The organism is Bradyrhizobium sp. 25ACV (genome assembly GCF_054863005.1).
The window spans coordinates 251,922-266,383 of sequence record NZ_JAVAYO010000005.1; the positions used below are offsets into that span (position 1 = coordinate 251,922).

At 64.2% G+C, this 14,462-nt stretch carries 18 protein-coding genes; 11 read left to right on the forward strand and 7 right to left on the reverse strand.

Translation table 11 applies throughout. The features are described 5' to 3' along the window. Nucleotides 1-209 precede the first annotated feature (209 nt). The 3 genes from RAD04_RS13965 to RAD04_RS13975 are packed head-to-tail and all read left to right on the forward strand — an operon-like array spanning nt 210 to nt 3,020. Nucleotides 210-917, forward strand: coding sequence for a Tim44/TimA family putative adaptor protein (locus RAD04_RS13965; protein ID WP_028139379.1), 708 nt, complete (start codon nt 210-212; stop codon nt 915-917). Beyond that, nucleotides 895-2,433: a murein transglycosylase A gene (gene mltA / locus RAD04_RS13970; protein ID WP_461624240.1), complete on the forward strand. Its 1,539-nt coding sequence runs from the start codon at nt 895-897 to the stop codon at nt 2,431-2,433. Before RAD04_RS13965 ends, mltA begins: the two co-directional genes overlap by 23 nt. After that, a complete protein-coding gene (locus tag RAD04_RS13975) occupies nt 2,430-3,020 on the forward strand; it encodes a Smr/MutS family protein (RefSeq protein WP_461624241.1) in 591 nt (196 codons plus the stop codon). The genes mltA and RAD04_RS13975 overlap by 4 nt, the downstream gene beginning before the upstream one ends. Here RAD04_RS13975 and RAD04_RS13980 read toward each other — a convergent pair. From RAD04_RS13980 to hslV, 5 genes are read right to left on the reverse strand one after another with little or no spacing between them, the layout of a single operon-like run. Next, nucleotides 3,017-4,141, reverse strand: a complete 1,125-nt coding sequence (locus RAD04_RS13980; RefSeq protein WP_461624242.1) for a hypothetical protein — start codon at nt 4,139-4,141, stop codon at nt 3,017-3,019. The genes RAD04_RS13975 and RAD04_RS13980 overlap by 4 nt on opposite strands. A 28-nt stretch (nt 4,142-4,169) precedes the next feature. Further along, entirely contained in the window at nt 4,170-5,474 is a 1,305-nt protein-coding gene (gene hslU / locus RAD04_RS13985) for an ATP-dependent protease ATPase subunit HslU (protein ID WP_104461915.1), read from the reverse strand. A 49-nt stretch (nt 5,475-5,523) separates the two neighbouring features. Beyond that, entirely contained in the window at nt 5,524-6,141 is a 618-nt protein-coding gene (locus RAD04_RS13990) for a DUF2585 domain-containing protein (protein ID WP_461624243.1), read from the reverse strand. After that, entirely contained in the window at nt 6,138-6,620 is a 483-nt protein-coding gene (locus RAD04_RS13995) for a GNAT family N-acetyltransferase (RefSeq protein ID WP_461624244.1), read from the reverse strand. The genes RAD04_RS13990 and RAD04_RS13995 overlap by 4 nt, the downstream gene beginning before the upstream one ends. 3 nt (nt 6,621-6,623) lie before the next feature. Continuing rightward, entirely contained in the window at nt 6,624-7,184 is a 561-nt protein-coding gene (hslV, locus tag RAD04_RS14000) for an ATP-dependent protease subunit HslV (RefSeq protein ID WP_461624245.1), read from the reverse strand. A gap of 200 nt (nt 7,185-7,384) precedes the next feature. Here hslV and hisB point away from each other — a divergent pair, with 200 nt between their 5' ends. From hisB to RAD04_RS14040, 8 genes are all read left to right on the forward strand, one after another. Further along, nucleotides 7,385-7,978: an imidazoleglycerol-phosphate dehydratase HisB gene (hisB, locus tag RAD04_RS14005; RefSeq protein WP_018323527.1), complete on the forward strand. Its 594-nt coding sequence runs from the start codon at nt 7,385-7,387 to the stop codon at nt 7,976-7,978. A 67-nt stretch (nt 7,979-8,045) separates the two neighbouring features. Then, on the forward strand, nt 8,046-8,576 hold the full coding sequence (locus tag RAD04_RS14010; protein ID WP_461624246.1) for a DUF2628 domain-containing protein: 531 nt from the start codon (nt 8,046-8,048) through the stop codon (nt 8,574-8,576). Then, the gene (gene hisH / locus RAD04_RS14015; RefSeq protein WP_461624247.1) at nt 8,573-9,223 is read left to right on the forward strand and encodes an imidazole glycerol phosphate synthase subunit HisH; all 651 of its coding nucleotides are present in this window, start codon (nt 8,573-8,575) and stop codon (nt 9,221-9,223) included. Before RAD04_RS14010 ends, hisH begins: the two co-directional genes overlap by 4 nt. After that, the gene (gene hisA / locus RAD04_RS14020; protein ID WP_461624403.1) at nt 9,220-9,963 is read left to right on the forward strand and encodes a 1-(5-phosphoribosyl)-5-[(5-phosphoribosylamino)methylideneamino]imidazole-4-carboxamide isomerase; all 744 of its coding nucleotides are present in this window, start codon (nt 9,220-9,222) and stop codon (nt 9,961-9,963) included. Before hisH ends, hisA begins: the two co-directional genes overlap by 4 nt. Nucleotides 9,964-9,966: 3 nt before the next feature. Beyond that, complete coding sequence (hisF, locus tag RAD04_RS14025) at nt 9,967-10,740, forward strand: imidazole glycerol phosphate synthase subunit HisF (protein WP_461624248.1); 774 nt, start codon at nt 9,967-9,969, stop codon at nt 10,738-10,740. Between the two features lie 90 nt (nt 10,741-10,830). Further along, nucleotides 10,831-11,151: a phosphoribosyl-ATP diphosphatase gene (locus RAD04_RS14030; RefSeq protein WP_018323522.1), complete on the forward strand. Its 321-nt coding sequence runs from the start codon at nt 10,831-10,833 to the stop codon at nt 11,149-11,151. A gap of 27 nt (nt 11,152-11,178) precedes the next feature. Further along, nucleotides 11,179-12,135, forward strand: a complete 957-nt coding sequence (coaA, locus tag RAD04_RS14035) for a type I pantothenate kinase (protein ID WP_028139389.1) — start codon at nt 11,179-11,181, stop codon at nt 12,133-12,135. 96 nt (nt 12,136-12,231) lie between these two features. Then, the gene (locus RAD04_RS14040; protein ID WP_461624249.1) at nt 12,232-12,471 is read left to right on the forward strand and encodes a hypothetical protein; all 240 of its coding nucleotides are present in this window, start codon (nt 12,232-12,234) and stop codon (nt 12,469-12,471) included. 4 nt (nt 12,472-12,475) lie between these two features. Here RAD04_RS14040 and RAD04_RS14045 read toward each other — a convergent pair whose 3' ends face one another. Then, nucleotides 12,476-13,534: an AI-2E family transporter gene (locus RAD04_RS14045; RefSeq protein ID WP_461624250.1), complete on the reverse strand. Its 1,059-nt coding sequence runs from the start codon at nt 13,532-13,534 to the stop codon at nt 12,476-12,478. Between the two features lie 229 nt (nt 13,535-13,763). Continuing rightward, on the reverse strand, nt 13,764-14,393 hold the full coding sequence (locus RAD04_RS14050; protein WP_461624251.1) for a histidine phosphatase family protein: 630 nt from the start codon (nt 14,391-14,393) through the stop codon (nt 13,764-13,766). Between the last annotated feature and the right edge of the window lie 69 nt (nt 14,394-14,462).

Genomic DNA, 14,462 nt, shown 5'->3' on the forward strand with positions numbered 1-14,462 from the left:
AGCATAAAACGCGCTACACTCGGTGCTGTGCCAAAAGGCGCCATTGGCCCGGCAAGATTTCGTGCCTACATCCCACGGACCTGACGCGGACCTAAAATGGTGATGTAGACTTGCCGTTCCCGTATGGAACGGTCTACTGGCCGGATTGATTTTCCCGGCGACGACCCCAAAGCGAAGACCCAGAGCAAAGACCAGAAAGCGAATCCGACGTGGACATCTACACCATCATCTTCCTGGCGCTGGCGGTCTTCATCTTTCTGCGGCTGCGCAGCGTGCTCGGGCAGCGTACCGGCAACGAGCGGCCGCCGTTCGATCGGACTGCCGCCCGCAATGCGCTCGGGGGTGCCCAGGACAACAACGTCGTGACCATGCCGGGCAAGGTGATCGACCAGGCCCCGCTGGCGCCGACGGCCGAGCCGACCCCGCCCTCCGATCGCTGGAAGGGCCTGACCGAGCCGGGCACTGCGCTGGCGCAGGGCTTGGATGCCATCGTCGACAAGGATGCCACGTTCGACCCGCGTCATTTCATCTCGGGCGCCCGCGGCGCCTACGAGATGATCGTGCTGGCCTTTGCCAATGGCGACCGCCGCGCGCTGCGCGACCTGTTGTCGTCGGACGTCTATGACAGCTTCGAAGCCGCGATCAAGGAACGCGAGAAGAACGAGCAGAAGACCGAGACCCGCTTCGTCTCGATCGACAAGGCCGAGCTCGTCGGCGCCGAGCTGCGCGACCGTACCGCCCAGCTCACGATCCGCTTCGTCTCGCAGATGATCTCGGCCACCCGGGACAAGGCCGGCAACATCGTCGACGGCAGCGCCGACACGGTCGCCGACATCACCGACATCTGGACTTTCGCCCGCGACGTCACCTCTCGCGATCCGAACTGGAAGCTGGTTGGCACCGGAAGCGCGAATTAAGGTCTATCTGAAGACCGGCGCGACGGCGCTTTGCGCAGGTGTCGTCGTGCTGTCGTCGTTTTCGCTCGGCGCCGAGGCGGCGCGGCGCCACTATCGCAGCCATCACCATCATCCCCCGCAATTGCCTGCGGCTCCGCCGCGGGCCTTGCCCTATCCGCAGCTCCCGCTGCCGTTCGAAATTCCGGGCGCGCAATATCTGCCGCTGGCCTGGGCGGATGTGAAGGGCTGGAGCGATGACAATCATCTCGCGGCGTACAAGACGTTCCGCGCCAGCTGCAAGCCGATCAATGCGCAGACCAGCGCAGCCGAACCGAAGGCCTTGGGAGGTTCGCTGAGCGAGCCTTGCCGGGCGGCGAAATCGCTCGAGCTCACCGACGACGCCAAAGCAAAGACCTTCTTCGAGGAGAATTTCGCGCCGCTGCGGATCTCGCGCCTCGGCGAGCCCGACGGTTTCGTCACCGGCTATTACGAGCCGGTGCTGGAGGGATCGCGCACGCAGACCGACGTCTACAATGTTCCGGTCTACCGCCGTCCCTCGAATCTGTTCGTGCGTGGCTACAAGCAGGATTCGGTCAGCCTGCCCAACAAGGGTCCGGTCTATCGCAAGATCGGCCGCCGCAAGCTGGTGCCTTATTACGACCGCGGCGAGATCGAGGACGGCAAGATCGCCGGCCGCGGGCTGGAGATCGCCTGGCTGAAGGATCCGACCGATCTGCTGTTCGCGCAGATCCAGGGTTCGGCGCGGATCAAGTTCGACGACGGCGGCACGGTCCGGCTGAATTACGACGCCTATAACGGCTATCCCTACACCGCCGTCGGTCGCATCCTGATCGAGCGCGGCATCATTCCGAAGGAAGAGATGTCGATGCAGAAGATCAGGGAATGGATGACGCAGAATCCTGATGGCGCCAAGGAGCTGCGCCGCGCGAACCGCGCCTATATCTTCTTCCGCGAGGTCAACCTCTCCGACAAGGACGAGGCAGTGGGCGCGCAGGGCATTCCGCTGACGGCCGGGCGCTCGATCGCGGTCGACAAGGCGCTGCACGTCTACGGCACGCCGTTCTTCATTGAGGGCGAGCTGCCGATCGAGTCCGAACGCGCCAAGACGCCGTTCCATCGGCTGATGATCGCGCAAGATACCGGCTCGGCCATCATCGGCCCCGCGCGCGCCGATCTGTTTTTCGGCGCCGGTCAGGAAGCCGGCCGCGTCTCCGGACGCCTGCGCCATCCCATGCATTTCGTGATGCTGGTGCCGAAGGGCCTCGATCCCTCGGCGCGCGGCGCGCGGCTGCCGGTGCCTGATCCGCGCCCCTCGGAGAAGATCGCCAAGCTGTTTCCGCAAACCGATCCCGGGAGGGGGACGGCGAAGCCGGCTGCTGCCGCCGGCGCCGCGGACACAAAGAGCGACACGGTCGCCATCGCGGGTCCAGTCCCGCTGCCGGCGCCACGTCCCGTGATCGAGCCTGCTTCCGAACCGCAGCGGCCGGTAAAGAAACGTCCCCATCGGCAGCAATGAAGCGATCGTCCCGTCCGCCCGTGCTGGAGCCTCGCCCCTCGCCGCGCCGCCGCGCGCTGAGCGAGGAGGAGCGCGCGCTGTGGGAGGTCGTTGCCAAACAGGTCAAGCCGCTGAGGAAGCACCGCGCGGCGAAGGCGCATGTCGCTCCGCGCGCCGAGCCCTTGCCCGCAGCACCCGTCACGCGGCCTGCGTCATCGCCACGGCCGGTCGCTGCTGCACCGGCGCCGCGCGCCGCAAAACCGGCCGTCCCGCCTTTGGCGCCGCTCGGCAAGCGCGAGCGCACAAAACTGTCGCGCGGCCGCAGCGAGATCGAGGCGCGGCTCGATCTGCACGGCATGACCCAGACGCGCGCGCATCGCGCCCTGACCGGATTCCTGCACCGCGCCCATCACGACGGCCTGACCTTCGTGCTCGTCATCACCGGCAAGGGCCGCAGCGGCGGCGAAAGCGGCGTGCTGCGCCGCCTGGTGCCGGAATGGCTGAGCCTGCCGGAATTCCGCGCCTTCGTCGTCGGCTTCGAGACGGCGCATATCGGCCATGGCGGCGAGGGCGCGCTGTACGTGCGGATCAGGCGGGCGAGGTTTTAGAACGGCCGGATGATTCCGACGCGCGGGATCAGCGTGAGGATCAAGCCGAAGATATTGGTCTTCTGATCCTCTGCCGGAATCAGCGCTGTCTCCTGCGCGGCCGGCAGCATCTTCACGGCATGCAGGAGCAGGAACATGCAGACCGCCCAGTTCGAGATCCAGCGCGAATAGTCGAACACCATCGCAAACATCACGAGATAGGCGAGGCTGATTCCGATCAGTGCCGCGAGCACGAGGCGGCGGTGCGTCTCGTTTGCGAGCGCGGCGATCAGCTTGGCAAAATAGCTCCACAGCGGCGTGTGCAGCCAGATCAGCAGCGCGAACACAGGCACGCCGAGGATGTTGTGCGGCAGGCGCCCCCAGGTGTCCGAGACCTCCTTGGACAGCGGCTGGTACCAGATATAGGCGAATTGCAGCAGGTCGGTTCGCGAGGGATCGGCCATCCGGCTCTTCAGATAGGCGACGAAATCCGCTTCCGGGATCGGCATCGTTCCCAAAAATTGCGCCGCAAAGAACAGCACTGCAACGATGAGCAGGGCGACGATGCCGAAGGCGACATTGCCGCGATTGAGCCCGCAGGCGAGATAGTGCCTGATCACGACGATGGTGACGATCGTCGGCACATACATCAGCAGATGAATGTGGTGGATCAGCACGAGAATGATCGAGAACAGCGCAGCTGTGGCCACGAACAGCAGAGACCTTGCCGGCATCAGCAAGAGGACGATTGCCAGCGCGCAGCCATAGATGTCGAAATGGCCGAGCGTGTGCATGAAGTTCTTCAGGAAGAACGGTGAGCCCGCGACGAAGACAAACAGCGGCAGCGTCTTCGCGGTGAAGCCAAAGCTCTTCTGAAACAGCCTTGCGTATAGGCCGAGCGTCACCAGCCACGTCACCCCGCCGATCGCGAACACCGACCAGACCGGCACCTTGGCCGTGAACAGCGCGACGATCGCCCCGATCAGCGCGCGCTTGATGAAGCCGAAATGGTAGTCGACCACGAGGTGGATGTAGGGGACGTAAGGCGGCAGCTGGATCTTGTGAACGAACACGCCGACGATAACCGCGGCGTTGATCGCGAGCAGCAGCCGCCAGGGATTTTGCAGGATGGGTACGGTCACGCCGCATCAATAGCGTGACCGCCCGAAATTACAAAATGAACCGGCTCAAATCGGCGTTCTTGGCGAGATCACCCACGTGCTTCTGCACGAAATCCGCATCCACCTTGACGGTCTCGCCGCTGCGGTCGGGGGCGGTGAAGGAGATCTCGTCCAGCACCCGCTCCATCACGGTCTGCAGCCGCCGCGCGCCGATGTTCTCGACGGTGGAATTGACGGCGACCGCGACGTCGGCGAGCGCGTCGATGGCGCCGTCGGTGATGTCGAGCGTCACGCCCTCGGTCTGCATCAAGGCGACATATTGCTTGATCAGCGAGGCCTCGGGCTCTGTCAGGATGCGGCGCATGTCGTCGCGGGTCAGCGCCTGCAATTCGACGCGGATCGGCAGGCGGCCTTGCAATTCCGGCAGCAGGTCCGACGGCTTTGCGACGTGAAAGGCGCCGGAGGCGATAAACAGGATGTGGTCGGTCTTGACGGCGCCGTGCTTGGTCGAGACCGTGGTGCCCTCGATCAAGGGCAACAGATCGCGCTGCACGCCCTCGCGCGAGACGTCGCCGGCGGCACGGCCTTCGCGCGCGCAGATCTTGTCGATCTCGTCGAGGAACACGATGCCGTTGTTCTCGACCGCGTTGATCGCCTCCAGCGTCAGCTGATCGGTGTCCAGCAGCTTGTCGGATTCCTCGTTGACGAGGATCTCGTGCGAGCCCTCAACCGTCAGCCGCCGCGTCTTGCTGCGGCCCCCCAACTTGCCGAAGATGTCGCCGATCGAGATCGCGCCCATCTGCGCGCCCGGCATGCCCGGGATCTCGAACATCGGCATACCGCTGCCGCCGCCTTGCGTCTCGATCTCGATTTCCTTGTCGTTGAGCTCGCCGGCACGCAGCTTCTTGCGGAAGGATTCACGCGTCGCAGGGCTGGCATTGGCACCGACCAGCGCATCGAGAACGCGCTCCTCGGCGGCGAGCTGCGCGCGAGCGTGCACGTCCTTGCGCTTCTTCTCGCGGACCTGGGCGATCGCGACCTCGACGAGATCGCGCACGATCTGCTCGACGTCGCGGCCGACATAACCGACCTCGGTGAACTTGGTCGCTTCTACCTTCAGGAACGGCGCATTGGCGAGCTTGGCGAGCCGCCGCGCGATTTCCGTCTTGCCGACGCCGGTGGGGCCGATCATCAGGATGTTCTTCGGCAGCACCTCTTCGCGCAGCGAGCCTTCAAGCTGCTGCCGGCGCCAGCGGTTGCGCAGCGCGATCGAGACGGCGCGCTTGGCGTCGGCCTGGCCGACGATGAAACGGTCGAGTTCGGAAACGATTTCGCGGGGAGAGAAGTCTGTCATGTCTGTCTAGCTAGGGCGGGAGGCGGTTAAGGACAAGTCGCTTTTTAGGTCAGATGATGGGCGGACCCGATTGCCATTGCTTCACGGCTTCGATCGGATGGATCAACATCAGGATATTGAGCGTCAGATTGTCGCGAATGTGCAGCGCCAGCATGATCTCGAAGGCGAGCCCGATCAGGACGGTCGCACTGACAGGCAGCGCGCGTGCGGCAAGGAACCCCAGCACCATGGCCAGATTGTCGGAGACCGAATTGACGATGCTGTCGCCAAAATAATCCAGCGAGATCGTGCCGGCGCGGTAGCGCTCGATGATGAAGGGCGAGTTCTCGACGATCTCCCAGGCGCCTTCGATCAGCATGGCGATGATCAGTCGAGCCGGCCAGGACAGAGACAGCAACGGCAATCGCGCGAACAGCAGCCAGGTGAGGCCATAGAACAGGAAGCCGTGCAGAACATGGGAAAAGGTGTACCAGTCGGCGATGTGCTGGGAGTTCTCCGAGCTGTTCACCACGCCGTGCCACAGCTTGACATAGCCGCAGGTGCAGATCGGCACCCGCCCCATGCCGAACAGGATCGCGGCCTGCAGCGCCAGCAGCAACAGCGCGATGCCGGCCCAGGCGAGCGGCGGAAACGCCGTCTTGACGGTGGAGGTTGCGGCAAGCGTCATGGCTCTCGGATCATTAGGAGTGCGGGACCATCGGGCGTAACGATCTCGTGCTGCGGCACGAATCCAGCTTTCTCATAGGCACGAATTGCGCGCGGATTGGCGGGGCTGGGGTCGATCACGATGCGTGGCACGCCGCGGGCAAAGAGCTGGTCGATGAATGCACGGATGAAAGCCGAGCCATGGCCGCATTCGAGCATGTCGGCCTCGCCGATGAACTGATCGAGGCCGCGGGTGCCCGCGGGCTGCGGGCCGAAGCTGACATGCCAATCGCCGATCTGGTAGCACTGCAGATAGGCGAACGACCGGCCGTCAAGGCTGACGATGAACTGCGCCAAGTCAGGATGCTCGAGGTCGCCACCGACGAGCTCGAGCGTCTCCGGATCATGCCACCATTCGGCGACATGCGGCGCGTCCAGCCAGCGCCGGATCATCGGCATGTCGGCCGCAGTCATCGGGCGGAAGGTGTAGGCGGGCGCCATAAGCTATCCCGCTGCCAGGCTCTCGATGGTGAGATTCCGGTTGGTGTAGACGCAGATGTCGGCGGCGATGTCGAGGGAGCGGCGGACGATGGTCTCGGCGTCCTTGTCGGTGTCGAGCAGGGCCCGTGCCGCCGCCAGCGCGTAATTGCCGCCGGAGCCGATCGCCATCACGCCGGCCTCGGGCTCGAGCACGTCGCCGGTGCCTGTCAGCACCAGGGAGACGTCCCTGTCGGCCACGATCATCATGGCCTCCAGCCGCCGCAAATAACGGTCGGTGCGCCAGTCCTTGGCCAGCTCGACCGCAGCCCGGGTCAGCTGCCCCGGATATTGCTCGAGTTTGGCTTCCAACCGCTCAAACAGGGTAAAGGCATCGGCGGTCGCGCCGGCAAAGCCGCCGATCACGTCGCCCTTGCCGAGTTTCCGGACCTTCTTGGCGTTGGACTTGATCACGGTCTGGCCGATCGAGACCTGGCCGTCGCCGCCGACCACCACCTTGCCGCCCTTGCGGACGGTCAAAATCGTGGTGCCGTGCCAGCCCGGCGAGCTGTTCTGGGAATCCTGCATGAAGTACCTCGTTGTCCGGCCTGATTTAGGCGGTCGGAGGCAAGGGGACAACCTGGGCACAACGGGCCGCTCCGGCCCCAATTCGCTCACCATAGGTGGAAGTGCCGGCCAGCCAAGGCGATCCCGCGGTAGCGAAGGCGTCATTTGGCTGTTAAAAGACCGGCGTTTTCGGCCCCGAGCCAGGATGAGAGCTAGTTTCAATGCGCACCGCGACGATCAAGCGCAAGACCAAGGAAACCGACATCGAGGTCTCCGTGAACCTCGATGGCACCGGCGTGGCCAATATCGCGACCGGCATCGGCTTTTTCGACCATATGCTCGATCTCCTCGCCCGCCACTCCCGCATCGACCTCACGGTCAAGGCGGTGGGCGATTTGCACATTGATTACCACCATACCACCGAAGACACCGGCATCGCGCTCGGCCAAGCGGTCAAGCAGGCGCTCGGCAACATGGCGGGCATCACCCGCTATGCCGGCGTCCACATGCCGATGGACGAGACGCTGTCGCGCGTGGTCATCGACATCTCGGGCCGCCCGTTCCTGGTGTTCAAGGCCGACTTCCCCCGCGACAAGATCGGCGAGTTCGACACCGAGCTGGTGCGCGAGTGGTTCCAGGCCTTCGCCATGAACGCCGGCGTGACTCTCCACGTCGAGACCCTATATGGCGATAACAGCCACCATATCGCCGAGTCCTGCTTCAAGGGCCTGGCGCGGGCGCTGCGCACCGCGGTCGCGATCGATCCGAAAGCGGCGGGAGAAATCCCGTCCACCAAGGGCTCGCTCGGCGGCTGACGTCTTTCGGCCGGCGGCTGCGCGCCGCCTGCGGCATCACTGAATTCCTAGGAACGGGGCATCCACCATGCCTGTCTACACAATTCATGCTCCCTCCCCGGCCGGAGCCGATTTGCGCGCGACCGACAAGTTCGTGTTCGTGCGCGACGGATTCCATTTCTGGGCGATGATCCTCGGTCCGTTCTGGCTGCTGTGGAATCGGCTGTGGCTGGCGCTGATCGGCTGGGTGGTTTTCGTCGCAGCGTTCAACGCCGGACTGTCGAGCCTCGGCGTCGGACGCGGCTCGATCTTCTTCGCCGATCTCATCGTCGCGCTGCTGATGGGCTTCGAGGCCTCGAGCCTGCGCCGCTGGACGCTGTCGCGCGGCAAATGGCGGCAGCTCGACGTGGTGGTTGGCGATGACGAGGACACCGCCGAGCGCCGCTTCTTCGAGCGCTGGAGCCAGAAGCAGCACGGCATCGTCAACGATCAATGGGCCGTCGATCGCGGTGGCCCGCCGCCGACCCGCAGCGTGCCGGGTCAGCCATTCTCGAACCCGCCGCCGATTCCGGCCGGCGGCATCATCGGGTTGTTTCCAGAACCGGGAGGGTCAAGATGAGCGTCGCCATCATCGATTACGGTTCCGGCAATCTGCATTCCGCCGCCAAGGCCTTCGAGCGCGCCGCGCGCAGCCTCGAAAATCCGCAGAAGGTTTTCGTCACCAGCGATCCCGATCAGGCCTACGAGGCAGACCGTCTGGTGCTGCCGGGCGTCGGAGCCTTTGCCGATTGCCGGCGCGGGCTCGACGCCGTCAACGGCATGGTCGAGGCGATCACCGAAGCGGTGCGGGTCAAGGCGCGGCCGTTCTTCGGCATTTGCGTCGGCATGCAGCTGATGGCGACCCGTGGAAAGGAGCACGTCACGACCGATGGCCTGAACTGGATCGGCGGCGACGTCGAGAAGATCACGCCGCGCGACGAGAGCCTGAAGATCCCGCACATGGGCTGGAACACGCTCGACGTGCTGCAGGAACATCCGGTGCTGAACAAGCTGCCGCTCGGCCCCAAGGGCCAGCACGCATATTTCGTGCACTCCTACCACCTCAATGCTGCCAACGAGGCGGACGTGCTCGCGCGCGCCGACTACGGCGGGGCCGTCACCGCGATCGTCGGCAAGGACACCGCGATCGGCACCCAATTCCACCCCGAGAAGAGCCAGCGTTTTGGCCTCGCTCTGATCTCGAACTTTTTGCGATGGAAACCGTGATCCTCTTCCCTGCGATCGACCTCAAGAACGGCCAATGCGTGCGCCTCGAGCAAGGCGACATGGCGCGCGCGACCGTGTTCAACCTCAATCCGGCGGCGCAGGCGCAGAGCTTCGTCGTGCAGGGCTTTGAGTATCTCCACGTCGTCGACCTCGATGGCGCCTTTGCCGGCAAGCCGGTGAATGCCGAGGCCGTCGAGGCGATGCTGAAGACGATCAAGATCCCGGTGCAGCTCGGTGGCGGCATTCGCGATCTCGCGACCGTCGAGGCCTGGCTCGACAAGGGCATCACCCGCGTCATCATCGGCACCGCCGCGGTGCGCGATCCGGAACTGGTGAAGGCTGCGGCGAAAAAATTCCCCGGCCGCGTCGCGGTCGGGCTGGACGCGCGCGACGGCAAGGTCGCGGTCGAGGGCTGGGCCGAGACCTCGCAAGTGACCGTGCTGGAGATCGCAAAGCGCTTCGAGGATGCCGGCGTTGCCGCCATCATCTTCACCGACATCGCGCGCGACGGCCTGCTCAAGGGCCTGAATCTCGATGCGACCATTGCGCTGGCCGACGCCATCTCGATTCCCGTGATCGCCTCAGGCGGCCTCGCCTCGATCGAAGATGTGAAAGCCATGCTGACGCCGCGCGCGAAGAAGCTCGCCGGCGCGATTGCCGGCCGCGCGCTCTATGACGGCCGGCTCGATCCAGCCGCCGCCCTCACCTTGATCCGCAACGCGCGCGCGCCTGGGAGCTGACACATGTTCAAGGTGCGCGTGATCCCCTGCCTCGACGTCAAGGACGGACGGGTCGTCAAGGGCGTCAACTTCGTTGATCTCCGAGATGCCGGCGATCCCGTCGAAGCCGCGATCGCCTACGATGCCGCCGGCGCCGACGAGCTTACGTTCCTCGACATCACCGCGACCCATGAGAACCGCGGCATCATGCTGGACGTGGTCCGGCGCACGGCGGAAGCCTGCTTCATGCCCGTGACCGTCGGCGGCGGCGTGCGTGAGGTCAACGACATCAAGACGCTGCTGCGCGCCGGCGCCGACAAGGTCTCGATCAACAGCGCCGCGGTGTCGCGGCGCGAGTTCGTCAAGGAAGCGGCGGAAAAATTCGGCGGGCAGTGCGTGGTGGTCGCGATCGATGCCAAGCGCGTCAAGCGCCCCGGCGGGGACCGCTGGGAGATCTTCACCCATGGCGGCCGCAACTCGACCGGCATTGACGCGATCGAATACGCCCAGGAAGTGGTCTCGCTCGGCGCCGGTGAAATCCTGCTCACCTCGATGGACCGCGACGGCACGAGGCAGGGCTTCGACATCCCGCTGACCCGGGCGATCGCCGATAGCGTTGCCGTGCCCGTGATCGCCTCGGGCGGCGTCGGCAATCTCGACCACCTCGTCGACGGTATCCGCGACGGCCACGCCACGGCCGTGCTGGCCGCCTCGATCTTCCATTTCGGGGAATTCACCATCCGCGAAGCCAAGGAGCACATGGCCCGGCGCGGACTGGCCATGCGCCTCGATGCCTGACGACTCCCGTACATAAAAGTGCTACATGAGGTAGCGGGGAATGGCCTCCGTGGCCAAGTGTGTTGCCAAGCGTGTTTCCGAGTAATTCCGATGCCGCGTTTCACGATCCACGATCTGGCCGAGACCATCGACGCCCGCGCGGCGGCCGGCGGCGAAGCGTCCTATACCCGCAAGCTCCTCGACAAGGGCGCCGAGCATTGCGCCAAGAAGTTCGGTGAGGAAGCAGTCGAAACCGTAATCGCAGCAGTCGAAAACGATCGCGCGCATCTGATCGCCGAGAGTGCCGACCTGCTCTATCACTTCCTTGTCCTGCTGAAGGCCCGTGGCGTAAAGCTGGAAGAGGTCGAAGCGGCGCTCGACAAGCGTACGAATATGTCAGGGTTGGAAGAGAAAGCGTCGCGTAAGGGCTAGTATAAGCCGCAACGGAAAGGTCGCGTTATGGATATCCGCGCACCCGAGCAGCAGTATAATCCGTACCGCATCTATTCGCGCGAGGAGTGGGCGCGTCTGCGCGACGATACGCCGATGACGCTGGAGCCGGGCGAGTTCGACCGGCTGCGCTCGCTGCACGATCGCCTCGATCTCAAGGAAGTCGAGGATATTTATCTTCCGTTGTCGCGCCTGCTCTCGATCTATGTCGATGCGATGCAGCGCCTGTATTATGCGGAGCGCCAGTTCCTCAACATCCGCGACCGCAAGGTGCCCTACATCATCGGCGTCGCCGGCTCGGTCGCGGTCGGAAAATCCACCACGGCCCGCGTGCTCCAGGCCCTGCTGGCGCGCTGGTCGCCGCGCCCGAAGGTCGAACTCATCACCACCGACGGATTCCTCTATCCGAACGCCGTGCTCGACCGGCAGGGCATCATGCAGAAGAAGGGCTTTCCGGAAAGCTACGACCTGCCGCTGCTGCTCAGCTTCCTCTCCGATATCAAGTCCGGCCGCCGCCATGTGCGTGCGCCGGTCTATTCGCATCTGACCTACGACATCGTGCCCAACCAGTGGGCCGAGATCGACCAGCCCGACATCCTGATCGTCGAGGGCGTCAACGTGCTGCAGACCGGCAAGCTGCCGCGTGACGGCAAGGCGGTGCCCGTGGTCTCCGACTTCTTCGATTTCTCGGTCTATATCGACGCCGACGAAGCCCCGCTGCGGCAATGGTACATCAAGCGCTTCCTGGCGCTGCGCGACACCGCATTCACCAATCCAAAGTCCTACTTCAACCGCTACGCGCTGTTGTCGGACGAGGAAGCCACTGCCACCGCGATCGCGATCTGGGAGCGCACCAACCTCGCCAATCTCGAGGACAACATCCTGCCGACCCGCCCTCGCGCGACGCTGATCCTGAAGAAGGGCGCCGACCACACCGTGGAGAACGTGGCGCTCAGGCGTCTGTAATCGCGGCGGTCGGCGGGACCTGCGCCTCGCGCAGCATCTTTTGTTGCAGACCAACAAGAGGTATTGGGCTATGACCTTGGAAAACGCGAGGTCTCGATGGTTGATCTTCTCAGAAGTGCTGCGGAACAACTCGAAGCACCGACCTGTGCGGATTGCCATGTCGAGATGAGGTGGTACCGCTCGGAATTGCTCGCGGACGAGCCGGTTCCGGTGATCGCGCATCTCTTCGTATGCCCGCATTGCAAGCGAGCGGCAAAGACCGACACCATATTCAAGGGTACTCCGGGGCCGCCTGACAAGCTCTCCGCGCCGCGCTTCGTAGCTTACGCCGCGTAGCAGGTCATTCCCGGACTTCCTGTTGCTCTTTCGAGCGGACGTAGACCTGCCAGGCCGTCAGGAACATGGCCGCGACGAGTGGGCCGATGACGAAGCCGTTTGCTCCGAAAGCCGCAAGGCCGCCCAGGGTGGCGAGCAACACAATGTAGCTTGGCATCCGGATCGACTGTCCTACCAGGATGGGGCGGAGAAAGTTGTCCGCAAGGCCAATCACGAAGGTGCCGAAAGCGAGCAGGATGATTCCCTTCGTGACCGAGCCTGCCACAAGCAGATAGAGCCCGGCTGGAAGCCATACCAGCGCGGAGCCGAGCACGGGCAGTAGCGAGAGCAGCGCCATCAGCGCGCCCGCCAGGAGCGGCGCGGTCAGTCCGAGCAGCCAGAAGATCACCCCACCAAGCGCGCCCTGAATCAGGGCAACGAGGATGATTCCCTTGATCGTCCCGCGAACCGCCAGGGTGAACGCATTCAGAATCTCGGCGCTGTGGCTCGGACGCAGCGGCAGGGCGTCGCGGATGCGCGCGTTCAGCTCGTCACCGTCGCGCAGCAGAAAGAACAGCAGGTACAACATCACGAGCAAGCTTGCGACGAACTCGAGCGTCACCTGACCGATGTTGATCGCATGCCCGGCCAGCTGTTGGCCGGCGGGGACGACGAGACCCGAGAGGCGTTCCTTCAGGGCCGAAAAATCGATGCTGGCGAGGCGATCCGCCATGGGGGCGGCCCAGTCGGGCAGCGCGGATTTCAGCTGCTGAAGCGGATGAGCAAAACTGATCTCTCCCGACTGAACCCGCTGATACAGCTCCCCTCCCTGGTCGATGAGCGAGGCGATGACGATCGCGACGGGGATCAAGACGATCACCACCACGACGACAACGGTGGAGAATGCGACAAGGTTGCGCTTTCCCGGGAGGGTTTCCAGGAAGCGTCGATAAAGCGGGGCGAAGATGATGGCCAGCAGCGTGGCCCACAGCAATGCTCCGGAGAAAGGCCAGAGCACCCAGCCAAACGCTAGCGTGATTGCGGCAAGCAATACGAGAAATGAGCGGTCTTCCGATGTTCTCACGTGTTCGCCAGCCTTTCAGTCGGAACTCGCAAGATGTGGGTATCACAAGACGATCGTGCGGGGGCAAGTCGCACAAGGTCAATCTGTCCGCGGCGCTTCGGCAACGTCTCGGCAAATCTCGGTTTGCAGAGACGTTGGCCGGATACCCTCCACGTGAGCCGGCTCGTCGACAGGCCCGGGAAATCCGGCCCCTCCATCACACTAGCGATCAGGGTCGAATGCAGGCGCGTCACTTGCCGGCCTTGGCGCTCCAATCTGCAGGCTTGATGCGTCCGGCAAAGGTGGCGGGGCCGGAGCTGCCGGCCTTGTAAACGAAAGCCTCGCCTTCCCCGACGTCACCGGCCTCCTTGCCGAAGGCATCGGCGATGTTCGTCTTGTGGGTGACCAGGAAAGTGTTGCTACCGGCTTTCGGCGTCGCGTCGACGAGCTGGCGCACGGCCTGTCCGGCCTTTGCATTGGCGCCGGTCGGGTTTGCCATTCCCGATGCGCTGGCGTTGCTGCTGTCCGTCAACGCGTCGACCGGCTTGACCTCGCCGCCGGAGATCAGCTTACCGGCCTCGATCGCACGGTTGAGCCGGCTGGTGTAGACATCGCCGATCGGGATCGCGAGGTCCTTAATCGCCGCCCCGATCTGGCGCGCCATGTCCCTGCCCTTTTCGCTGAGCTGACGCTGGGCGCTCATGTCGTCGAACTTGAAGGGGTAGACGTCCTTTTGGCTGTCGTCGGTGGCGGTGTGCCGAAAGATCAGCACGTAGCCGCCTTGCTTGAGCGAGGCGATGAGCTCCGGCGTATCGGCCGCGGCGTGTCGGGAAAATCCAGCGAGAAGGACAATGAGTACGAGGCGGCACAGCACGTTCATGCGCGAAACCCTCCTGCAATGCCCCCGGAGGATGGTGACGCGCAACGCGGTCGATTTCAATTATCGATT